At 39.9% G+C, this 22,361-nt stretch carries 18 protein-coding genes; 9 read left to right on the top strand and 9 right to left on the bottom strand.

The annotated features are described in order from the left end of the window. Position 1: 1 nt before the first annotated feature. The gene (locus V3Z67_RS05920) at positions 2-1,888 is read left to right on the top strand and encodes an Nramp family divalent metal transporter (RefSeq protein ID WP_330442433.1); all 1,887 of its coding nucleotides are present in this window, start codon (positions 2-4) and stop codon (positions 1,886-1,888) included. A gap of 39 nt (positions 1,889-1,927) precedes the next feature. Here the strand turns inward: V3Z67_RS05920 and V3Z67_RS05915 are convergent, their stop codons facing one another. From V3Z67_RS05915 to V3Z67_RS05895, 5 genes are read right to left on the bottom strand one after another with little or no spacing between them, the layout of a single operon-like run. Next, positions 1,928-2,056, bottom strand: coding sequence for a FeoB-associated Cys-rich membrane protein (locus V3Z67_RS05915; RefSeq protein ID WP_330442432.1), 129 nt, complete (start codon positions 2,054-2,056; stop codon positions 1,928-1,930). A 2-nt stretch (positions 2,057-2,058) separates the two neighbouring features. After that, positions 2,059-2,895: a hypothetical protein gene (locus V3Z67_RS05910; protein WP_330442431.1), complete on the bottom strand. Its 837-nt coding sequence runs from the start codon at positions 2,893-2,895 to the stop codon at positions 2,059-2,061. 2 nt (positions 2,896-2,897) lie between these two features. Then, on the bottom strand, positions 2,898-5,003 hold the full coding sequence (gene feoB / locus V3Z67_RS05905; RefSeq protein ID WP_330442430.1) for a ferrous iron transport protein B: 2,106 nt from the start codon (positions 5,001-5,003) through the stop codon (positions 2,898-2,900). After that, on the bottom strand, positions 5,003-5,242 hold the full coding sequence (locus V3Z67_RS05900; protein ID WP_035131503.1) for a FeoA family protein: 240 nt from the start codon (positions 5,240-5,242) through the stop codon (positions 5,003-5,005). Before V3Z67_RS05900 ends, feoB begins: the two co-directional genes overlap by 1 nt. A 55-nt stretch (positions 5,243-5,297) precedes the next feature. Further along, positions 5,298-5,990, bottom strand: coding sequence for an SCO family protein (locus V3Z67_RS05895; protein ID WP_330442429.1), 693 nt, complete (start codon positions 5,988-5,990; stop codon positions 5,298-5,300). A gap of 165 nt (positions 5,991-6,155) precedes the next feature. Here V3Z67_RS05895 and V3Z67_RS05890 point away from each other — a divergent pair, with 165 nt between their 5' ends. Further along, complete coding sequence (locus tag V3Z67_RS05890) at positions 6,156-8,207, top strand: M13 family metallopeptidase (RefSeq protein WP_330442495.1); 2,052 nt, start codon at positions 6,156-6,158, stop codon at positions 8,205-8,207. Between the two features lie 164 nt (positions 8,208-8,371). Then, on the top strand, positions 8,372-9,034 hold the full coding sequence (locus V3Z67_RS05885; RefSeq protein ID WP_330442428.1) for a response regulator: 663 nt from the start codon (positions 8,372-8,374) through the stop codon (positions 9,032-9,034). 186 nt (positions 9,035-9,220) lie between these two features. Here the strand turns inward: V3Z67_RS05885 and V3Z67_RS05880 are convergent, their stop codons facing one another. From V3Z67_RS05880 to V3Z67_RS05870, 3 genes are read right to left on the bottom strand one after another with little or no spacing between them, the layout of a single operon-like run. Beyond that, positions 9,221-10,009: an SDR family oxidoreductase gene (locus tag V3Z67_RS05880; RefSeq protein WP_330442427.1), complete on the bottom strand. Its 789-nt coding sequence runs from the start codon at positions 10,007-10,009 to the stop codon at positions 9,221-9,223. Further along, positions 10,009-10,365: a hypothetical protein gene (locus tag V3Z67_RS05875; RefSeq protein WP_157484613.1), complete on the bottom strand. Its 357-nt coding sequence runs from the start codon at positions 10,363-10,365 to the stop codon at positions 10,009-10,011. Before V3Z67_RS05875 ends, V3Z67_RS05880 begins: the two co-directional genes overlap by 1 nt. A 5-nt stretch (positions 10,366-10,370) precedes the next feature. Next, a complete protein-coding gene (locus V3Z67_RS05870; RefSeq protein ID WP_330442426.1) occupies positions 10,371-11,939 on the bottom strand; it encodes a bifunctional GNAT family N-acetyltransferase/carbon-nitrogen hydrolase family protein in 1,569 nt (522 codons plus the stop codon). A gap of 163 nt (positions 11,940-12,102) precedes the next feature. Between V3Z67_RS05870 and V3Z67_RS05865 the strand changes: the two genes are divergently transcribed. Next, complete coding sequence (locus V3Z67_RS05865) at positions 12,103-12,435, top strand: single-stranded DNA-binding protein (RefSeq protein WP_330442425.1); 333 nt, start codon at positions 12,103-12,105, stop codon at positions 12,433-12,435. 31 nt (positions 12,436-12,466) lie between these two features. Here V3Z67_RS05865 and V3Z67_RS05860 read toward each other — a convergent pair whose 3' ends face one another. Then, positions 12,467-13,213 (bottom strand): helix-turn-helix domain-containing protein, encoded by a 747-nt coding sequence (locus tag V3Z67_RS05860; protein ID WP_330442424.1) that lies wholly within the window; start codon positions 13,211-13,213, stop codon positions 12,467-12,469. A 207-nt stretch (positions 13,214-13,420) separates the two neighbouring features. Here V3Z67_RS05860 and V3Z67_RS05855 point away from each other — a divergent pair, with 207 nt between their 5' ends. The 5 genes from V3Z67_RS05855 (at position 13,421) to V3Z67_RS05835 (ending at position 22,343) form a co-directional block, all read left to right on the top strand. Further along, entirely contained in the window at positions 13,421-13,816 is a 396-nt protein-coding gene (locus tag V3Z67_RS05855; protein WP_330442423.1) for a YbjN domain-containing protein, read from the top strand. Positions 13,817-13,820: 4 nt separating this feature from the next. Further along, positions 13,821-14,537 carry a PspA/IM30 family protein gene (locus tag V3Z67_RS05850; protein ID WP_330442422.1) on the top strand — a complete coding sequence of 239 codons (717 nt, stop codon included), beginning with the start codon at positions 13,821-13,823 and terminating at the stop codon, positions 14,535-14,537. A gap of 13 nt (positions 14,538-14,550) precedes the next feature. Continuing rightward, positions 14,551-15,204 (top strand): hypothetical protein, encoded by a 654-nt coding sequence (locus V3Z67_RS05845; protein ID WP_330442421.1) that lies wholly within the window; start codon positions 14,551-14,553, stop codon positions 15,202-15,204. Between the two features lie 130 nt (positions 15,205-15,334). Then, positions 15,335-17,368 (top strand): flotillin family protein, encoded by a 2,034-nt coding sequence (locus tag V3Z67_RS05840; RefSeq protein WP_442902260.1) that lies wholly within the window; start codon positions 15,335-15,337, stop codon positions 17,366-17,368. Positions 17,369-17,489: 121 nt separating this feature from the next. Further along, the gene (locus tag V3Z67_RS05835) at positions 17,490-22,343 is read left to right on the top strand and encodes a DNA repair ATPase (protein WP_330442419.1); all 4,854 of its coding nucleotides are present in this window, start codon (positions 17,490-17,492) and stop codon (positions 22,341-22,343) included. Positions 22,344-22,361: the final 18 nt, after the last annotated feature.

The raw sequence follows: 22,361 nt of genomic DNA, 5'->3' as shown, positions 1-22,361 counted from the left end.
TATGACAAAAAACAGCCACTCCCTGGAGGAAGTACATGAGTCGGTAAATATTGTACAGAATACTTCTGTATGGAAAAAGATACTTGCCTTTTTTGGTCCGGCTTATATGATAAGCGTGGGGTATATGGACCCGGGTAACTGGGCAACCGATATTGCCGGAGGTAGCCAGTTTGGTTACAAGCTGCTTTGGGTACTGCTTATGTCAAACATTATGGCGTTGCTTTTACAAAGCCTTAGTGCCAGGCTGGGAATTGTTAGCCGAAGGGATTTGGCACAGGCATCGAGGGAAACCTATCCTAAAGGAGTCAATTATATATTATATGGTCTTGCCGAAATTGCCATAGCCGCCTGTGATCTTGCCGAGGTACTGGGTATGGCTATAGGTTTACAGTTGTTGTTTGATATTCCGTTACTTTGGGGTGTAAGTATCACCATGTTGGATACCTTTTTACTGCTGTTCCTTTTAAATAAGGGAATCAAAAAAATGGAGGCTTTCATCATAGCGCTTATCGGTATTATAGGGTTTTCTTTTTTGGCAGAAATGTTTTTTGCCAAGCCCGAAATGGGCGAGGTGGTGAAGGGGCTTGTACCTGCCATTCCTAATAGTGCTGCACTGTATATTGCTATAGGTATTATAGGGGCAACGGTTATGCCACATAACCTGTACCTGCATTCGTCACTGGTGCAAACCCGAAAGTTTGACCGTTCGTTTAAAGGAATAAAACAGGCGCTCCGGTATAATTTTATTGATTCGATTATAGCACTTAACCTTGCATTTTTTGTAAATGCAGCCATACTTATACTTGCTGCTGCTACCTTTTTTAACAGCGGTATGCATGAGGTGGCTGATATTCAGGATGCCCATCAATTACTTGCTCCGTTACTAGGGACCGACTGGGCGTCGGTACTGTTTGCCCTGGCACTTATTGCTGCTGGTCAGAGCTCTACCATTACCGGTACGCTTGCCGGGCAAATTGTTATGGAGGGCTATCTTAGCCTTAGGATACAACCCTGGGTAAGGCGTATTGTTACCCGCCTGCTGGCTATAGTACCCGCTTTTATTGCCATAGTATATTTGGGAGAAGAGGCAACAGGAGAACTGCTTTTGCTTAGCCAGGTAGTACTTAGCCTCCAGCTTGGGTTTGCCATTATACCACTTATTCATTTTGTAAGCGATAAAAAGAAAATGAACGAGTTTGCTATTGGACCGTTTACCAAAATTGCTTCGTGGATAATTGCGCTGGTAATTGTGGCGCTTAATGCCAAACTGGTTTATGATGAGATAGGAGCCTGGGTAGAGTCGTCAGAACATCCTGTGTATATATGGTTGCTTGTAGTGCCTTTAGCTGTTGGAGCTGCCATATTATTACTATATATTATTTTCAGGCCGTTAATCCATAAAAAAGACAAACACGAAAAACTGGTTCCGCATATTGATGAAATTATTGTTAATGAGGAAAATGGTGTTAAGGAATATAAGAGTATTGCACTGGCACTTGACTTTTCCAGAACCGATACCCGTGCCATATCCAGCGCATTGCAAATGGGAGGTAAGGATGCCCAATATACACTTATCCATATAGTGGAAACCGTGGGAGCTATGATGTATGGCGATCAGGCGCATGACTATGAGACCTCAAGCGATAAAGATTACCTTAAAGCCTACAAAAAAAGCCTTGAGGAAAAAGGCTATAGGGTTAAAACTGAACTAAGCTTTGGTAGTCCTAAACGACAAATTCCGGCTATTATCAATAAGGATGGATCACATTATGACATCCTGATACTGGGAGCTCACGGGCACAACTGGATTAAGGACATTATATTTGGAACTACTGTAGATGCCGTAAGGCATAAGGTTAAGATACCGGTACTTATTATTAAAGATTAAACCGTATTATGCTTAAAAAAGAATGGCTCCGTATAAAGTTTAATGGCAACCACAATCGTCACTGCCGCAACTGCCTGATTTCTTTTTCTTTTTAAAAAAGAATTTCTTTACCAAAAAGGCTGCTGCCCCGGCAACGAGTATATATACTATTATATCCTGTATATTCATAACTACAAATAAATGCCCCCGCCTACGGTTGCAAAATTATAATTGGGTGAAGCAATATCAAGATGCTCAAAGCCTACGCTTATAAAGTAGTTTTTACGGTGAAACCGACCTTCAATCTCGTAGGCGTGTACCGGCTTGTCGTTAATAAACGACCACTTGGCTCCTGCCAGGAAACTTACATTCTTTTTACTGAAGTACTCGGCATTGGCGCCAAATGAAAAACCGAACTTGTTTACATCATTGGCTATGTATGAGGCTCCTATTGTCCATCCTAAATTAAAACGTCTTAAACGTATCCTGTCATATCCCAAATTAAAATAGAACAGCGAGAGGTTGTCTGACGTGTTTTCCTGAAATTCAAACAACTGGTAATAGTCGGCTTTCACATAAAGGTACTGAAAAGGTCTCAATTTTGCCTCCAGATGATTGCCAAACAGGTTACCGTTGTTGTAAAGAAACTTGTCTTTAAGGTCGAACCTGAAATTATTTATGTTTCCGTTATCATGCACTTCGGCATTAAAATAATTACCGTGTTCCGGCAGATAGTACGGATATTCTGTTTGTTCAAAGTGTAAATGATTTTCAATGCCATAATGCCCTATAACAGCTATACCTGCAGTGAAGGCAACAGCTTTTCCCATAAGCCCTAAAAACAGAAAACCGATTCCTTCGTCTCCTGACGACGACGAAGAGGAACTTGTTGTTTTTTGCTGACCGGCACTGGTATTAGAATCTTTCTTATCGTTTAATTCACTCTTTGATTTGTTCAGTTTGTCCTGGGAGTATCCTCCCGCAACGATTAGTAAGGTGCAGCAAAATGCTAAGATTATTTTTTTCATCGTTATTTTAAAAGCTGGTAGGCTACTAACGATACTATATAGGCAAAGGTACTCATGCCAAACAGTTGTATTAGGGGCCATTTCCAGGAGTTGGTTTCTTTTTTTGTTATTGCCAGTGTACTAATGCACTGCATGGCAAAAGCATAGAACAATAGCAATGATACTCCTGTGGCAAAATTAAATACCTTATCCCCTGTTGCCGGATTAATCTCGGCATCCATTCGCTGCTTAATAGTAGCTTCATCATCACTGCTGCTTCCTATATTGTATATGGTTGCAAGTGTACCTACAAACACTTCTCTTGCAGCAAAAGATGACACAATAGCTATGCCAATTTTCCAATCGTAACCTAAAGGTCTTATAACAGGTTCAATAGTTTGACCTATTATACCTATATAAGAGTTTTCTAACTGATAAGCAGCAACTTCGTTATCAATCTCATCTTGGGAAAGATTCATGTATTGGGGCTGCTGTGTTATATGAGCTTCGGCATTTTTAAAGTTGTCGCCCGGCCCGTGTGAACCTAAAAACCATATTATTATAGATAGCGCAAGTATAATTTTACCGGCACCAAATACAAAGGCTTTTGTTTTTTCTATAACGTTAATAGCAACGTTTTTAAACAAAGGCATTTTGTAGTTAGGCATTTCGGCAACAAAAAAGCTTTTATGCCTTGTTTTAAGAATCTTATTAAGAAGATAGGCAGAAAGTATAGCTCCGCCAAAACCTAAAAGATATAACAACATAAGAGTTAACCCCTGCAGATTAAAAAAGCCCAGCGCCATACGATTAGGTATAATAAGCGAAATAAGAATAGTATATACAGGCAGCCTTGCCGAACAGGTGGTGAAAGGAGTAACCAGTATGGTAATAAGCCTTTCGCGCCAGTTCTCTATATTTCTTGCGGCCATAATAGCCGGGATAGCACAGGCTGTACCCGATATTAACGGAACAATACTTTTTCCGCTAAGGCCAAAGCGTTTCATTATCTTATCCATAAGGAATACCACGCGGCTCATGTAACCACTTTCTTCCAGTAATGATATGAACAGGAACAGGAAAGCAATTTGCGGAATGAAAATTACCACACCGCCTATACCCGGCACAATACCGTTTGCAACAAGCTCTGTAAGCTTACCGGGAGGTAACGATTTTGAAGCCCATGAGCTAAGTTTGGTAAAACTTTCATCAATAAAATCCATCGGGATGGCAGACCATGCGAAGATGGACTGGAATATAAGCATAAGAATACAGAAGAAAATAATGTACCCAAATATTTTATGCGTAAGCAGCCGGTCCAGTTTTGCCCTAAGGTCTTTTGCTTTAGAGGAGTCAACTGTAAGTCCGCCTTTCAGCACATCGTTTATAAACTGGTAGCGCTTAATGGTCTCCTTTTGCTGAAGCCTTTTAAGCTCTGACTTACTTTTGGTAAACGAGCTGTTTTGTATTTCGTTTCTTTCCAGTGCGCCAAAATTCACATCCTGTGTAATAACCAGCCATAGTTTGTACAGCAATTGGTTTGGGAAAGCATTCCTTAGTTTATTAAAATACTCAGGATCTATGCTCGATGCATTAAGGCACGGCTCTGTAGAAAGGTTTTTATAATCCAGTATAAGTTTTTTAAGGGAATCAATACCAATTCCTTTACGGGAACTAACCAGTGCTATTTTGGTATTAAGGTGCTCTTCAAGATAAGGGAGGTCAAGGCTAATCCCTTTACGATCCATCCTGTCGGCCATATTAACCACCAGTATGGTAGGAATTTCAAGATCTTTAATTTGGGTAAACAGCAGTAGGTTACGTTTTAGGTTTTCCACATCGGTTACCACTACGGCTACATCGGGAAAATCTTTATCGTTACGGTTAAGCAACAGTTCTATAACAACGTTCTCGTCTATAGAGCTGGCATTAAGGCTGTATGTTCCCGGTAAATCTATAACGGTACCTTTAATGTTTCCGGGTAATTTTACCGAACCCTGCTTTCGCTCAACAGTAATGCCGGGGTAGTTACCTACCTGCTGGTTAAGACCTGTGAGTTGATTGAAAACAGACGTTTTTCCGGTATTGGGATTACCAATTAAAGCTATCTTTATAGTAGGGGCTGCCATTAAATAGTATCAGTTATTATTTCGACATCAATTTCTTCGGCAGTTTCCATGCGAATTGCCACATGGCTGTCGTTTACATTGATGTAGATTGGATCGCCCAAAGGGGCAATTTGTAAAAGCTCTACAACATTGCCGGGAAGGCACCCCATTTCAAGTAACTTTAACGGGATGGCATCGATATTAAAATCGGTTATAATGGCCTTTTGTCCTTTTTTTAGCCCTGCAAGTGAAGTTTTCAAAGCTTATTTAGAATAAATTAAGACTGCAAAATTATGAATTAATATTCAAATAGCCTCACTTTTCATGCTCACAAAGCCAATTAATATCTTCAAGCAGTTGTTTTACGTTTTTCTCCCCTGGTACATCCTCGTCCAAGTTGGTGCCGTTATAAAATCCGCGAATCCTTCCTTCCTGATCCACCAGTATGAAATTTTCGGTATGTACCATATCATACAGCTCGCTGGAAGTAGTTGTTTTTACTGCTAAGTACGATTTTCGGGCTATGTAGTAAATATCTTTTTTATCGCCTGTAACCAAGTTCCATTTGGCGTCTATTACCCCTTTCTTTTCGGCATAAGCTTTAAGCACGGGTACACTGTCAATATCCGGTGTTACCGAGTGTGATAATAACATCACTTTTGGATTATCTTTAATTTTATCCTGAAGCCATACCATATTATCCGTCATAATAGGGCAAATAGTAGGGCAGGTAGTGAAAAAGAAATCGGCTACATATATTTTTCCCTTATAATCGTTTTGGGTTATGGTATCACCATTTTGGTTGGCAAAGGCAAAATCGGCAATTTTATGGTTGCGTGCCACATATTGTATGGTGGTGTCTACCAGTTCGGGGTTTACGTCAGACGGACTGTAAACCTTTAATGTTTTTGCCGGCTTTAGTGCATTATAAAAAAGGGAAAGTATAATGGCGGAAATTATGAAGAATACAATGAAAAAAATCCTGTATTTTTTAAAGAATGAAAACATGTTTGGGTAATTTTTTCGCAAATTTACAAAACGGGGCGCGATTGTTGTCCTTTTATTGTTAGTTATGCATTGTTAAAGTATCGAAAACGATATATTTAATATGTTTATGCTATGCTATTTATGTTAACTTTATATTTTTGTAACCGAAGGTTTAAACTTTAAATGATGAAATTAAATAGAAATGTAAAAATCGCTACAGCAGCCTTATTTTTAGGAACAGCGGTTTGTAACGCTCAAAAATCAGACAGTCATGGTATTAACCTTTCTTATATGGATAAGAAAGTAAGTCCGGCAGATGATTTTTTCAGATATGTTAACGGAACCTGGATTGACCAGACCGAGATTCCCGGAAACAAAACCCGTTGGGGTAGTTTTGATGAGCTAAGGGAAAATACAAATAATGATGCTCTTGAAATTTTAAAGGCTGCGGCAGCAGACAGAACTCTTAAAGCCGATACCGATGAAGGTAAGGCAGCACGCCTTTACAGAACTATTATGGATACGGTTACCCGTAACAGGATGGGAACTGAGCCTTTAAAACCATACCTGAGAAGAATAGATCAGGTTAAAAACGTACACGATCTTCAGCAGTTGTTAAGCGACATGGAGCCGGAAGGCGGAATGGGCTTTTTTGGTATTGGTGTAGGTGCTGATGCTAAAGACAGCAATAAGAATACACTTTACCTTGGTACAGGTTCACTTGGTTTACCGGACAGGGATTATTATGTTTCTGACGATGAGGATTCAAAAGAGAAAAGAGCTAAGTATGAGGAGCATGTTACCAGAATGCTTAAGTATATAGGCTATAATGACAAGCAGGCTAAAAAAGCAGCAGCAAATATTCTTGCCTTTGAAACAGCTATGGCAGAGCCTAGACTGGACAGGGTAGAGCGTCGTGATAGCAGAAAGACCTATAACCCAATGGCAATTGAAGATTTGCAAAAGCTTACTCCAATAATCAGATGGGATAAATTCCTTAAAGATACAGGTATAGGTGATGTAGATACTATTGTAGTGTCTCAGCCAAGATACATGAGAGCTTTACAGGATATTTTAGCTAAAGGTGATGTGGATACATGGAAGGATTACCTGAAATGGACACTTTTAAACAAGTCTACCGGATACCTTACTACTGATATTGAAACTGCTAACTGGGAGTTTTACAGTAAAACATTAAGAGGTGCCCTTAAAGAGGAAACCCGTGATAAAAATGCACTTCAAACCATTAACGGTACTGTAGGTGAGGCTTTAGGTAAGCTATATGTTGCTAAAAAGTTCCCTGCGGAGGCTAAGGAAAAAGCAGAGAGCATGATTAAAAATGTTATGCTTGCTTATGAGAACCGTATTAACAACCTTCCGTGGATGGCAAAAAGCACAAGACAAAATGCCATCGATAAACTTAGAAGGTTAAAAGTGAAAATTGGTTACCCTGACGAATGGAAAGACTATTCTGAACTTACTCTTAAAGGTCCGGAAGATGGTGGTACTTTCTTCTCTAACATGAAGGCTGTTGCCCGTTGGAGGTTTGAGCAGGATAAAAAAGACCTTAAAAGACCGGTAGATAAAAACGAGTGGCACATGGCTCCTCAAATTGTAAATGCTTACTTTAACCCTTCATACAACGAGATTGTTTTCCCGGCAGGTATATTACAACCTCCGTTTTATGATTATAAAGCAGATGAGGCTGTTAACTATGGTGGTATTGGGGCTGTAATAGGTCACGAAATTTCTCATGGTTTTGATGATAGCGGTTCACGTTATAATGCAGATGGTAACCTTGTTAACTGGTGGAGTGACGAAGACCTTGAGAAATTTACAGGTCTTGGTGGTGCACTTGCCGATCAATACAGTCAACTACAGCCATTACCGGGTATTTATGTAGACGGTAAATTTACTCTTGGTGAAAACATAGGTGACCTTGGTGGTGTAAATGCTGCTTACGATGGTTTACAGTTATACCTTAAAGAACATGGTAACCCTGGTCTTATAGATGGTTACACGCCGGAACAGCGTTTTTTTATATCATGGGCAACTATATGGAGAACAAAAATGAGAGATGAAGCGATTAAGAATCAGGTGAAAACCGACCCTCACTCTCCGGGTATGTACAGAGCTTATGTGCCTCTGCAAAATATTGATGCTTTCTATAAAGCATTTGATATTAAACAAGGCGACGGTATGTATGTTGAGCCGGATAAACGTGTTAAGATTTGGTAGTATAAAATCTACAAATTGCATATAAATAAAAACCCTACGGATTCCCGTAGGGTTTTGTTTTTCAGATAAAAACATAATCATGTGTTAAATGCGGGTTTCCCGTAACGCCATTAGTTATTTAACATTTAATTTTGTTTCACCTGAAAATAAATGATATAGCCGTATTGAAAAATTCCTTACACGTTCTTGCTATTGATGATCATGTGGTAGTCCTGGAAGGGTACCTCTCCATATTTAAGAATCTTGAGATAGCACAGCCCCACAGGTTGAAGTTTACTAAAGCGACCGACTGTAAAACAGGATATGAAGTTATAGTAAACCAAACCGAACCCTTTGATGTCGCTGTTATTGATTACAGCATTCCTAATTTTCCCGAGAAGAAACTTTTTTCGGGAGAGGATATTGCCATGCTTGTACGAAACCATATGCCTAAGTGCAAAATTATTATGATGACTATGCATAAAGAAATGGACATCATGGAAAGGATATTGCATAAAGTGAAGCCCGAAGGTTTTATTAACAAAAGCGATTGTAGCACTGATGAACTTATTGATGGTTTTAATAAGGTGATGAAAAATGAAATTTATCACTCAAAAACCGTTAGTGACCATATTAAACGCGTAGAAAAAGGCATAGTGTTTGATGCTACAGACCTGAAAATTATTCAGCTACTTTCTAAAGGGATTAAAAATAAAAACCTTGAAAAGTATATACCGTTATCTTCCAGTGCAATAGAGAAGAGAAAGTATAAATTAAAGCGTGCCCTGGATGTAAAGGGTGACGATGAAGATCTTATAAATACTGCGAGAAAACTAGGCTACATATAGGTAGGTATAATTGCCATTTCTGATTTGTTATAAAAAGATTATTCCTATTAAAAATAAATATGTAAAAATGAGGAAAACCTTACAATTAGGTTTTCCTTAAGCCGTTTCTATATCTAAATTAACCATCACCTTACTTTAATTTATTAGTTCACCGCACAAATATGTAGTTGTTTGTGCGGTTCTTTTTTATAGGCTGTAACCTAAAGCTGTTTTTATTTTTTGTGATGATATTATTTTTCCTGTAGTACTATTGTCTTCCGTAAATTCGGGTAAAGCAAGTTGCATTTCCTGTGCTTTTTGTGTGTAGTACTCTTTTCGTGTAGGATGCTGGGATAAGGCTGCGTTGAAAACTTCTCCCCAACTGTTTTTGTTTATAATGGCTTCTATAACTCCTATGCAGCTATCACGGTCTATTAAATTTACCGGGGCATTAGGCTGTTGTAGGTTTTGTTTGCCGGCTAAATGATGTACAGGGTGCCTTTCTCCTCCATATAATCCTGCAAAACGTAGTGCTGTTGTTTTAAAATTTGGGTTTGATACAAGGAGTTTTTCGGTTTCAAGTAGTTGCCTGCCCGATTCGGTATCAGGAAACGGAGGAGTATCTTCGGTAACAATACCATCATTTTTTTGTCCGTAAACCGATATTGAGCTTACAAACAAAACTTTACCTACCGTTGCCTGTTCTATATAAGGAATAAACTGTTCTATTTTTTTGGTAAAGCTTTCGCTTCCTTGCTTTCTTAATTTTGGCGGAATATCGATAATTAAAATATCACTTTTAGCAAGGAACTCTGTCACATTTCCGTCTACTGAAGTTGAAGCTAGGGAAACCAAATATGGCTGTATGCCTTTGCTTTTTAATAGTTCCAGTTTTTCGGGTGATGTAACCGATCCTTTAATGGTAAATCCTTTTTCTATAAATGATTCGGCAAGCGGTAGCCCTAGCCACCCGCAGCCTAATAATGATATCTGCATTATTGTGAAATGTCTTTTTTAACCAGTATATAATAATCGTTTTCAAGCGGCATGTATCCTTGTTCGTAAACAAAATAATAGGTATTGCCGTTTTTGGTTTGCAGCAGGTTAGTAAAATAATCAAAGTCAAAACCTTTTGATAAAAGCTTTGACTTTGTTGTTTTAGTTTTACCCTCTACGTTAATCCCTGCAAGTATACGGTAGTTTTTGCGCAAACGGTTATTAATGTTGCGCATATAGTTATTGCTGTCTTTGTTTATCTTGTTATTGTAGGCATTGCGGCAGGCATCGCTGCAAAACTTTTTGTCTTCACGACCTACAATAATATCTCCGCACTCTGGACAGGTTCTGGACATTGCATTTATTTTTTGGTTGATGTGTTATCAGTAGGAGACGGTTTGGTAATATTTATCTTTTTAATTTTATATAAATCGTCCCTTCGGTCTTTTAAAATACGAACGCTACCATACTCATGTAGTTCTTTCAAAAGGTTAAGGTCAACGTCTACAATAAGCGTCATTTCGGTGTTCGGTGTTGTTTCGGCCTTCACCCCATTTGAAGGAAAAGCAAAGTCAGATGGTGTAAACACAGCCGTTTGCGCATACTGAATATCCATATTATTTACCCCCGGCAGGTTACCCACACATCCGGCAATAGCAACATAACATTCATTTTCAATAGCCCTGGCCTGTGCACAGTGTTTTACTCTGGTATATCCGTTTTGGGTATCGGTAAGGAAAGGTACAAACAATATATCCATACCTTCATCAGAAAGTAGTCGTGACAATTCCGGGAACTCCACATCATAACATATCATAATACCTATTTTTCCGCAATCGGTATCAAATGTTTTGATCTCATTACCGCCTTTCATACCCCAGTAATGTACCTCGTTTGGTGTGATGTGTATTTTGGCATACATTTCACTACTACCATCTCTTTTACAAAGGAAACCTACATTATACAGGTTACCGTCTTCAAACATAGGCATGCTTCCGGTAATGATATTTATATTGTAAGAAATAGCCATTTCCTGAAAGCGTTTTTTGATAGGCTCACAATAGCGGGCAATCTCCCTAATAGCATCGGCTTCACTAAGATGGTTAAAGTCGGCCATAAGCGGAGCCACAAACAGTTCGGGGAACAGAGCAAAATCACTACCGTAGCCCGATACCGCATCGATAAAAAACTCGGCCTGTTCAAATAGTGCCTCAAGGTTAGGTAGCGGTCGCATTTGCCACTGTACCAGTCCAAGGCGGATAACACTCTTTACGGTATTAATAAGTTTTGGGCTTTTGTCGTAGTAAATGTTATTCCACTCCATTAGTACGGCATATTCCTGCGAACTCTTATCACCCTCCAGGTAGTTGCGCATTACACGTATAACGTGGAAGTCGTTGCTTAACTGAAAAGAAAGTACAGGGTCATGTAGTTCCTTAAGGCGCACCTTGTCTATATATTCTTTAGGGCTTAGGTCTTTAGAATGTTCATTATAGTTAGGAATCCTTCCGGCAAATATTATCGATTTAAGGTTTAATTGTTCACATAGTTCCTTACGGGCATCGTATAAACGCCTGCCTAATCGAAGTCCGCGATATTCAGGGTGTATAAATACATCTATACCATAAAGCACCTCCCCGTCATAGTCGTGTGTTTTGAACGACGAGTTGCCGGTAATCTTATCATAAGTATGTGTGGAGGTTGCCTTTTTATAATCGACAATAAGTGAAAGGGCCGACCCAACCACTTTGCCGTCTACCAAAATAACAAGTTGGCCTTCGGGGAAAATCTTTAATAGTTTTTCTATATCCTTTTCTGTCCAGTACGGCTCTTCCATGTCGTTGTAGGCATGCTGCATGGAAATTTTTAACTGTTTGTAATCCTCAATCTGAAGGTTGCGTAATTCAACCTTATTTATCTCAATCTGCATAAATTTTTGGTTTTAAGTAAATATACGACAAAAAGCCATTTACAAACGTTTACAAATAGTTATAACCGACAGTAAATAGTTAAAAACCGGTTAAAGTTTTAAGGTTGCTACATCTTTGCACTGTACAGTTTAAATAACAATAACATTAAAAACAGTAAACGCCATGAATGCATTAAAAAACAAAGTACAGTTAATAGGTAACGCAGGTAACGACCCTGAGATTAAAATTTTTGAGGCAGGTAAAAAACTAGCCCGATTAATTATTGCTACAAATGAGACCTATTATAACGACAAAGGGGAAAAGAAAACCGATACCCAATGGCATACAGTAACCGCGTGGGGCAAGGCTGCCGAGATTATGGAGAAATATGTAAAGAAAGGTAAGGAGGTAGCTATAGAAGGTAAACTAACACACAGAACTTATGATGACCGTAACGGGGAGAAACGGTATATAACCGAAGTTATAGTAAGTGATGTATTGCTTTTCGGTAAATAAAAAAGGCGCTTATTGAAAGCGCCTTTTTTATTTACCATGGTTTTTGCCTTAATGAGGCTATAGTATTTTCCATTTGCTGTAGTCGTTGTTCCAGTGCACTGTCTCCGCTATGCATGGTGTAGCGAAAAACATGTACTACCCTCCAGGCAGCTTTAATATCTCCTGTACTTATCAGTACAGGCTCTACGCCGGGGTGGTTTGCCGTTAGCATTACCGTATTATTATTGTAAGTAAGTTTCCTAAAGTAAATTTGATTGTTGGCAACTATTACGCTTAGCTCACCTGCCAGAGTTGCTAATTCGGTTAGCGGAACGGTTATACCAATTATAGTATCTTTTGGGAAAAAACCGTTAGATCCGCCACTCATAGTAAGGTCGTCTATCACAAAAGCCATCTTATCCTTGCCCGAAACATGGGGTAGTTTTAGAGTTGGTAGTCCCTCATTGCTAATATTATTAGCAAAAATATCTAAAAAGTGCTGCTTTACATCTTCGGTTACACAAGGCACACCATCAAATCCATCATTGCTGTAAGAAGATTCTGTTGTTATGGCCTCGTTAAACCGTAATAAGCGGTTTACGGTTAACTCTTTTGTCAATAATTCATCTAACCCAATGCTAAAATAATTAGCAATTTTTATAACCGTGTCGATTTTAGGATTACTTCGTCCTTCTTCATATGCCCCAAGCGTAGCACGCTTTAAATCAAAGAGATCGGCGAATTCCTGCTGACTCATATTCCTTACACTTCGTATCTTTTTTAGGTTCTTTCCAAACATACTAAAAATATTTTTGCTAATTTTATTTGCAAATTATGTTAATTGTTGTAAATTTGTACTAACAATATTAGCAAATGTAATAAATAATGCTAATATGGTGAGCATGTTAAGTTAAAAAGTTGTAAAAAAAGTTTAAAAAACATTTGCGCTTAACTTGCTTAAAAAAGTAAAAACAACGAGTTTTATAAATTATTTAATACCTGTAAGATGAAAGATTATTTTGGAGTGGTAAAAAATTACCTGAATGAGCTTCAGCTGGAAATAAAATACGAGAATGCTAAAGATGGTGTTTTTGTAGTGAACAGCGAGCAGGATGGTATTGTTAACCTTATTATATGTGTAGCACATCCTATCGTTATTTTTGAGCAGTTTTTGTTTGAGGTAAAGCCCGATGCTGTGAATGTATTTAAGGAGCTGCTTCAAAAAAACCGCGATATTATTCATGGGGCTTTTGTTCTTGATGATACAGGTCGAAAAGTAATTTTCAGAGACTCACTTCAACTCGAGAATTTAGATCAAAATGAGTTTGAGGCAACATTAAATTCGCTCAGCCTGCTGTTGAGTGAGTATTCGGAACAGATTATAAACTTTTCAAAAAATTAAAGCTATGAAATTTCTAAGAAGATTATTTAAAATTGGGCAGGCCGAAGTGCATCACACGATTGACAATATGGAAGATCCTATAAAAATGACCGAACAGGGAATCAGGGATATGAAAGAGGATCTTGATAAAAGTCTGGAAGCACTGGCTCAGGTTAAGGCTATGAGCATTCGTGCCAAAAATGAAGTGGAACAATACGGCAATACAGCCGAAGATTATACCGAGAAAGCCATGCTTATTTTAAAGAAGGCACAAAAAGGTGAAATGGATGCGACTGAGGCCGACAGGCTGGCTACCGAAGCGCTGGTTAAAAAAGAAGAGGCGCTGGGTCACCAGAAAAGAGCCGAAGGTGATAAGGAGAAGTTTGACCAGAATGTGGTGCAAATGGAGGGTAATGTGCAAACCATTAAGCACAATATAAGTAAGTGGGAAAACGAACTTAAAATATTGCGTTCAAGGGTTAAGGTGGCAGATGCTACTAAGAGCCTGAACAAGCAAATGGCAAAAATAGACAGCAACGGTACCATATCACTGCTGGAGCGTATGAAGGAAAAAGTGAATCAGGAAGAGGCACTTGCCGAAGCTTATGGTGATATTGCCAATGCATCTAAATCTGTAGACGATGAAATTAACAGGGCTGTTGATGTTAAAAAAACAAAAGCCACCAGTGAGCTCGAAAAATTAAAAGAGCAGATGGGTTTAGGCAACAGTCCGCAAGAGTAGTAAATAAAAAACAATGAAGGAATTAATAGAAATTTCTTTTTCACCTGTCAATGCGTTTTTCTCCATTATGTCTATCGTAATGGTACTGTACTGGCTATTGGTTATCATAGCAGGACTGGATCCTGATTTGTTTAGCGTTGATTTTGACGCGGCAGATATTGATGCTGATTTTGACAGTGATGTTACCGGGAGTGAGAACGCGGCAGAAGGCAGCGGATTTATGAGGGTGCTGGAGTATTTTAATTTTGACGAACTCCCGCTCATGTTCATATTTACCATCATCTTTTTCTCCATGTGGTTTATAGGGGTTAACGTTACCTATTATCTTGGAGTAGAAAGTATATGGCTGGGAGTACTGCTGCTTATCCCAAATTTTATACTCAGCCTTTTTATTGTGAAAATTTTAAGCAAGCCCCTTGGCTACCTCTACAAGCAGGTAAACCATAAAGGTGAGCCCGAGATAGATTTTTTAGGGAGAAGATGCAGTGTTGTATCTGCCATAGCACACGATAAAATAGGCCAGGTGGAACTGACGGTAAACGGAGATCCCATAAAAATTTATGCTAAAAGCAATACTGAAGAAAAACTAGTAGCAGGACAGCAGGCGGTTATAGTGGGAGAAAGTGAAGACAGGAAATTTTACCTCGTTGAAAAATTCGAATATTAAAAACTAACCAACCATGTTATCAGTTATCTTTCAATTTATTGCGGCCGTTACGGCTGTGATACGAACCATTATTGAATATATTTTTTAACCAATTAAAATTAAAATGGCAGGAAATGCATTACTCATTGGTATGATTGCCGGAATCATAGTATTCATCGGCGCTTTAGTATGGATAATATCCATGTATAAAAAAATCATACAGGGCAAGGTACTGGTACGAACCGGTGCCGGAGGAACTAAAGTATTCTACAATGCCGGACTGGTAGTTCCGGTACTTCACAAAATGGAGATTATGGATATCTCCGTTAAAAAGCTTGATGTGGAACGTACAGGAGCAAACGGGCTTATTTGTAAAGATAATGTGCGTGCAGACATTAAAGTTACATTCTTTATAAAAATTAACAAATCTACTGCCGATATTATTAATGTGGCACAAACCATTGGTTGTGAAAGAGCGTCAGAGATTGATGTACTTAGAAACCTGTTTGATGCCAAGTTTTCGGAAGCATTAAAAACTGTAGGTAAGAAATTTGATTTTGTTGAACTGTATGAGGCGCGAAGTGAATTCCGTGAGGAGATTATCTCTATTATCGGTACCGACCTTAACGGATACATACTTGACGACTGTGCTATTGATGATTTGGAACAAACACCAATAAGCCATCTTAAAGCAGATAACATCCTTGATTCTGAAGGTATTAAGAAAATTACAGAGCTTACTGCGGCACAAAATATTAAGTCAAACCTTATCAGGAGGGATGAGGAAAAAACCATCCGTAAGCAGGACGTAGAAGCACGTGAGGCTATCCTTGCGTTAGATCGTCAGCTGGCAGAGAAGGAAGAACAACAAAAACGTGAAATTGCAAATATCAAAGCCCGTGAAGAGGCAGAGATTGCTAAAGTAGCCGAAGAAGAAAAACTTAAGTCTGAAACAGCAAGAATCGCTACTGCCGAAAAAGTTCAGGTGGCTGAAGAAAATAAAGACAGGCTTGTAATTGTAGCGGCTAAAAACAAAGAGCGTACTGCGGCTGTAGAAACCGAAAGGGTAGAAAAAGACCGTGCGCTGGAGCAAACCGAAAGGGAACGTATCGTTACGCTTGCTCAAATTGAGAAAGACAAAGCAGTTGAGGTAGAGCGTAAAAACATACAAAATGTTATCCGCGACAGGGTTGTACTTGAAAAAGGCGTGGTTCAGGAGCAGGAAAACATGAAGGATATCGAAGCTTTCAAAGAGGCAGACAGAAGGAAAAAAGTGGCTGTTACGCTTGCAGAGAAAGAAAGTGAAGAGATGTACATTAAACGTCTTAAAGCTGCCGAGGCAGAGAAAGAGGCTGCTAAACAAAAAGCTGAAGAGATCAATATCGAGGCTGCTGCTAAAATGGCTGCCAGCGAGAAAGAGGCTGAGGCAAGAAAAATACTTGCAGATGCTAAAGCTAAGGAAGATGCTACTTTAGGGTTATCTGAGGCTCAGGTAATGCATGCAAAAGCTGAGGCTAGTGAAAGGCAAGGTATTGTTGATGCGGTTATTATTGAGAAAAAAGCTCTTGCTGAAGCTGCCGGTATTAAAGCGAAAGCAGAAGCTGAAAAACAACTTGGTGTTGCTGAGGCCGATATAATTAAAGAGAAAGCTCTTGCAGAAGCTAGCGGTATTGAAGAGAAAGCAGAAGCTATGAAGAAACTTGACGGTGTAGGTAAAGAGCACGAAGAGTTCAAACTACGCCTAAACAAAGAACTTCAGGTAGATCTGGCTCATATAAACATCCAGAAAGATATTGCCGATGCACAGGCTAATGTGATTGGCGAAGCGCTTAAGGCTGCTAAAATTGATATTGTGGGTGGTGAGACTATGTTCTTCGAGCAAATTGTTGGACAAATCACTAAGGCTAAAGGATTTGACAGGCTGGTAAACCATTCTGAAAACATTACAGAGATTAAAGATGCGGTACTGGGCGAAGGAGGCGAAGGCAGTGAGAATCTTTTAGAGAGAATAAAAGGTTTTGCAGATAAATACGGCATCACGTCTGAGGATATTAAAAACCTTACAGTAGCCGGATTACTTATGGAACTGCAAAAACGCAGTAACGACGAAGGTGAGCAGGGCTTGTTCTCAAAGCTTATGGATATGGCTAAAAATCTTGGCCTGTCTAACAAAAAACTAGGATAAGTTTTATTTGATTTTTTATATTTTTTTCCCGCGCAGCTTGCCACTGTGCGGGGATTAACCCTTCTTTTTCAAAGGCATTGCGCCCGGGCGCAGTACTTAACTTATTAAAACTAAACCAACCATGAGTACACTGGAAGGCGGTACATATGAAATTATACGCAGCCGTCTTGAAACCCAAAAAAACGACCTTTTGGGCAGGCTGCACAAACTTAATGAGGCACGAAAAGAGGTTTTTGGCAGCATAGAAACCAAACTTATAGCCAACAACAGGATTATTACCGATAACAGCTGTATCCCCAGTGATATAGTGACCATAGGTGATAAATGTATTTTTGGCTACAATGTGCACTTCGGGCTGCGCACTGATATTAAGACCGAAGACGTATTCAGTATCTATTCTTATCAGGACGGGGAATTCGTTAAGCAGGGGCTTGACCTTATTGCAGACGAGACTTTCCTTACAGATTTTTTTAACCTGTACAAATACTACAGGGATACTGAGTTCCGTAAGTTCTTTATAACAGGAAACTACCTGCACATGGTTTTTCAGATAAGTGACAGGATAAGTGATGTAAAAACTTTTAAATGGCTAATTAAAGACAATAACCTGGTCTACCAGGATAACAGGAGCGATCATGAATATCGTTTTCCAAGGCAGCATGATTTTAACTGGCAGGAAACCACCCGCGATATGCATAGGTACGGCAAGCATCCGCACGTGTCCATACTGGACAGGATGTTTGTGGAAACTGTGGGCGGAACGCTAACCATAAAAATTGAAGATAATACTGCTACGGGTAAAGGAATTTATGACGAAGAAGTTATTCATCCTGACCAAACATTAGACGACGGAATCTACAAGTTTGCCGATTTGGGTAACCTTGTCACCTTACAGATTAAGCCGTTTCAGGAGGAGGCCAGGTTTTTTATCTATAATCATAAACTGCAGGAGGTTAGAAAGGTAGATAGCCTTGCTACATCGGCAATACTTTTGCCCGATGAGCATGGTGTCATTTTCTCTAACGGATATTACCTGCAAACAGGTGAGTATAAAATTTTTGAAAACAGTTTGGAAAACCTGCTGTTTCAGGAAAGGATAGCCTCGCCAAACGGAGAAGATTTTCTGTATGTGTTTTATGAGGAAAAATACGGGCAGTATGTATTAATGTCCTATAACCTTATTACACAACAGGTAAACACCCCTATAATCTGTAACGGTTTTACGCTGTTGGAAAACGGGGAGTTGTGTTACTTTAAAGCTTCGGAAGAGCAAACTAAAAACCATCTTATACAAATTTGGCAAACGCCTTTTGTAAAGGGAGATATTATGCCTTCCCAGCACAAGGACAGCTACATATACAAAATAGGAAATAAGGATATCGTTAAGGCCATGGCCGACAGCCAGTCTATTATTACCCTGCTTAATAAGGATGATGATTATGACGGGTTGTATGCCGACCTTACCAGACTTTCACGGAACATCCTGGATACCTATTACTGGATTACATCAAAAGAGACCTTTGAACTAAACCTGCCGCTTACCGAAATACGCAATACGGCAAATGCAGCGATAGACGAGTTTGAAAAGGTAGTCCAGCTAAGGCAAAATGCACAAAAGCTTACAGATGAGCTGAAGCAGAAAGCCCAAACGTTATTTGAAAAAATAAAAAGTTCACCGCTTGATGACATAGATGTTTTTGTGGAAGATCTTGCAGGGTTACGCACCCTTCGCGGGGAGGTAATCAGCCTAAGGGAAGTGCGCTATACCGATGCCGACTTTATCACTAAGCTGGAAGAGGAGATAGTAGAGCAAACTGAAGTAATTTCACAAAACTGTGTGCAGTTCCTAATGGACGAGAAAGCGCTTGTACCTTACCATAAGCGTGTAGAGGAAAGGCAGGGAGAACTGGAAGACATCGCTACGGTTATCGAAGCGCGTAAATTGGAAGATGAGGTAAACGGTATTACTGCCGACTTGGAAATGCTGATTGACATAGTGTCCAATCTTAAAATTGAAGACACCTCTCAGTCAACCCAAATCATTAATACCATATCCCTGATTTTTGCCACCCTTAACAGGTTAAAGGCAGAGATAAAGAACAAAATATCCTCTTTGGGAGGTAAAGAGGCTAAGGCCGATTTTGCCGCCCAGATTAAACTGATTGACCAGAGTATTGTTAATGCACTGGACAGAGCAGATACTCCGGAGAAAACAGAGGAATTACTTAATAAGATATCGGTTCAGCTGGAGGATCTGGAAGCGCGTTTTGCCGATTATGAGGAGTTTACCGAATCGATAATCGAAAAAAGGGAAGAGGTTTATGCTGCTTTTGAAGCCAAAAAGAACGGCCTTACCGAGGCCCGAAATAAAAAGGCTGTTGCCATAGAGAATGCTTCACAGCGTATTCTTAAAAATGTGGCAGCAAAGGCACTTACGTTTAACTCGGTTGAGGATATAAACGGGTATTTTGCTTCCGACCTGATGATTGCCAAACTTCGTGATTTGGTAAAACAACTGGTGGAACTGGAAGATACAGGGAAGGCCGAGGCGATTGAAACCGAGCTGAAGTCGGCTCGTGAGGACGCTCTTCGCAAGCTTAAGGACAGACAGGAACTGTATGAGGACGGAGATAATATTATCCGTTTCGGTAACCACAGGTTTGCGGTAAATAAACAACCTCTGGATCTTACCATAGTTTACAGGAACGGCAGGCTGAATTATCACCTAACGGGAACCGATTTCTATCAGGAACTGAAAAGCGAGAGCCTGCTTTCATCACAAAAATACTGGGATCAGGAACTGGTTTCAGAGAACGATAATATTTACAGAGGTGCTTACCTGGCGTATAAAATATTCAGGAACTACAATCCTGAAGATTTAAACGACTTTACCGATGAGCAACTGGCAAAACTGGTTAGCGATGAAACCTCTAAAAACTATACCGAAGGTTATGTAAAAGGGGTTCATGATGCAGATGCCACTAAGCTTTTAAAAGTACTGGTAACTAAGCACCACACATTGGGGCTGTTACGTTACAGTCCGGTAGTTAGGGCTTATGCACAATTCTTTTGGTACAGTTTGCCAGAGGAGCAACGCAATAAGCTAAACAGTAAAATAAAAGCAGCGGGAGGAGTTTTAAGTATCTTCCCAAACAGTACAGAATTTGATTATATAGTTGAAGAACTTACGCAGGAATTAGAAAAATTCCTCGCTAAGGGAACCTTAAACAAAGCCGGCAGTACAGATGCATATACCATTGCCGGTTACCTGTTTGAGGAACTTAAAAATGATGATGCCTTCAGTATAAGTCATAAAGCTTCGCAACTGGCTGATAGCTTTATAAAAATGCTGGAAAATAAGGGTGCCGCTGTTGCTTTTCGACATAATATTGAAAACGCCTCCGATACCGAAGCCGCCATTCAGCTGGCAACCCAATGGGTGTCGTCGTTCCTGAGTCAAACAGGACAGCAGGACAGTAACGAATACATTAGTGAGGTAGCAGCATTGCTGTTATACAGGCATGAACTTGCAGACAAAAAGGTAAGCATTGAACCCGATGAGGATATTACAGGGCTTGCAGGTTCTCATAACACGATAACTGATGGAGTTTACAAATTCCATTACCATCGTTTTACCGAACTTATGGAAAGGCATTTTACTGTAGATGTACCGGCATTTGAGGCTTTCAGGGCAGAGCGACATAAGCTTACCCAGCAGCTTAAAACCGATTTAAGGCTTAATGAGTTCATGCCAAAGGTGTTGACTTCGTTTGTGCGTAACAAACTTATCGATCAGGTGTACCTTCCGCTATTTGGTGACAACCTTGCCAAACAGTTGGGTAGTGCAGGCGAGAACCGCCGTACCGATCGTTCGGGGATGTTACTGTTGGTATCGCCACCCGGGTATGGTAAAACAACCCTTATGGAATACCTGGCAAACAGGCTTGGACTGGTATTTATGAAAATAAACGGACCAGCCATAGGCCATGAGGTAACATCGGTAGACCCTTCGTCGGCAAATAATGCCGCAGCAAGGGAAGAGCTTAAAAAACTGAACCTTGCTTTGGAAATGGGTAATAACGTGATGCTGTATCTGGATGATATTCAGCATTGCAGTCCTGAGTTTCTGCAAAAGTTCATTTCGCTTGCCGATGGTACCCGTAAGATTGAAGGTGTGTATAACGGACAGCCTAAAACGTATGACATGAAGGCGAAGAAATTCTGTGTGGTAATGGCGGGTAACCCGTATACCGAAACAGGAGAGAAGTTCCGAATACCGGATATGCTTGCTAACCGTGCTGATATTTATAACCTGGGTGATGTAATTGGCAACACTGCCCAACTGTTTGAACTGAGCCTTATTGAAAATGCGCTTACTTCAAACCCGGTATTGGCACAACTGGCATCAAAAAATATGGACGACCTGTATCCGCTTATCACTATGGCCCAAAGCGGTCAGCGTGACGGGTTGGAGCTTAAGGGGAACCACACGAAGCAGGATATTGAGACTTACATCTCACTACTGGATAAAGTGATTAAGGTGCGCAGGGTAGTGCTTAAGGCGAATGCCGCTTATATAGCATCGGCCGCGATGGAGGATGCCTACCGTACCGAACCGCCTTTCAGGCTGCAGGGATCGTACCGTGATATGAATAAACTGGTGGGTAAAATTGTACCTGTAATGAATGATGCTGAGATAGATACTTTACTGTTATCGCATTATCAAAACGAAACACAAACGCTTACCAGTGCAGCAGAGGCAAACCTGTTAAAGTTTAAGGAAATGACAGGTATGCTTAACGAAGAAGATAAAGAGCGATGGACTTCCATTAAGGAGACCTTCGTGAAAAATAACAAGCTGAAAGGCTTTGGAGACAAGAACGAGATGGCGCAGATGCTTTCGCAGGTAATGGAATTTACCGATCATATTGAAGGCATCAAAGAAATATTGCGCCAGGGGCTGAGGGAGAAATAGCTATGAAAGAGAAAGCGG

It is taken from the genome of Flavobacterium sp. C4GT6 (assembly GCF_036347315.1).
Lineage (GTDB): Bacteria > Bacteroidota > Bacteroidia > Flavobacteriales > Flavobacteriaceae > Flavobacterium.
The sequence above is the reverse complement of the archived record's forward strand: the minus strand, read 5'-3'. Positions and strand labels throughout refer to the sequence as shown.

Bases quoted from the DNA above. Each gene is read 5' to 3' on its own strand.
- V3Z67_RS05920 (WP_330442433.1), top strand. From the start codon at position 2: ATGACAAAAAACAGCCACTCCCTGGAGGAAGTACATGAGTCGGTAAAT.
- V3Z67_RS05910 (WP_330442431.1), bottom strand. From the start codon at position 2,895: ATGAAAAAAATAATCTTAGCATTTTGCTGCACCTTACTAATCGTTGCG.
- V3Z67_RS05855 (WP_330442423.1), top strand. From the start codon at position 13,421: ATGAAAGATTATTTTGGAGTGGTAAAAAATTACCTGAATGAGCTTCAG.
- V3Z67_RS05840 (WP_442902260.1), top strand. From the start codon at position 15,335: ATGATTGCCGGAATCATAGTATTCATCGGCGCTTTAGTATGGATAATA.
- V3Z67_RS05880 (WP_330442427.1), bottom strand. From the start codon at position 10,009: ATGCAGATATCATTATTAGGCTGCGGGTGGCTAGGGCTACCGCTTGCC.
- V3Z67_RS05850 (WP_330442422.1), top strand. From the start codon at position 13,821: ATGAAATTTCTAAGAAGATTATTTAAAATTGGGCAGGCCGAAGTGCAT.
- V3Z67_RS05875 (WP_157484613.1), bottom strand. From the start codon at position 10,365: ATGTCCAGAACCTGTCCAGAGTGCGGAGATATTATTGTAGGTCGTGAA.
- V3Z67_RS05865 (WP_330442425.1), top strand. From the start codon at position 12,103: ATGAATGCATTAAAAAACAAAGTACAGTTAATAGGTAACGCAGGTAAC.
- V3Z67_RS05870 (WP_330442426.1), bottom strand. From the start codon at position 11,939: ATGCAGATTGAGATAAATAAGGTTGAATTACGCAACCTTCAGATTGAG.
- V3Z67_RS05915 (WP_330442432.1), bottom strand. From the start codon at position 2,056: ATGAATATACAGGATATAATAGTATATATACTCGTTGCCGGGGCAGCA.
- V3Z67_RS05860 (WP_330442424.1), bottom strand. From the start codon at position 13,213: ATGTTTGGAAAGAACCTAAAAAAGATACGAAGTGTAAGGAATATGAGT.
- V3Z67_RS05835 (WP_330442419.1), top strand. From the start codon at position 17,490: ATGAGTACACTGGAAGGCGGTACATATGAAATTATACGCAGCCGTCTT.
- V3Z67_RS05890 (WP_330442495.1), top strand. From the start codon at position 6,156: ATGAAATTAAATAGAAATGTAAAAATCGCTACAGCAGCCTTATTTTTA.
- feoB (WP_330442430.1), bottom strand. From the start codon at position 5,003: ATGGCAGCCCCTACTATAAAGATAGCTTTAATTGGTAATCCCAATACC.
- V3Z67_RS05845 (WP_330442421.1), top strand. From the start codon at position 14,551: ATGAAGGAATTAATAGAAATTTCTTTTTCACCTGTCAATGCGTTTTTC.
- V3Z67_RS05895 (WP_330442429.1), bottom strand. From the start codon at position 5,990: ATGTTTTCATTCTTTAAAAAATACAGGATTTTTTTCATTGTATTCTTC.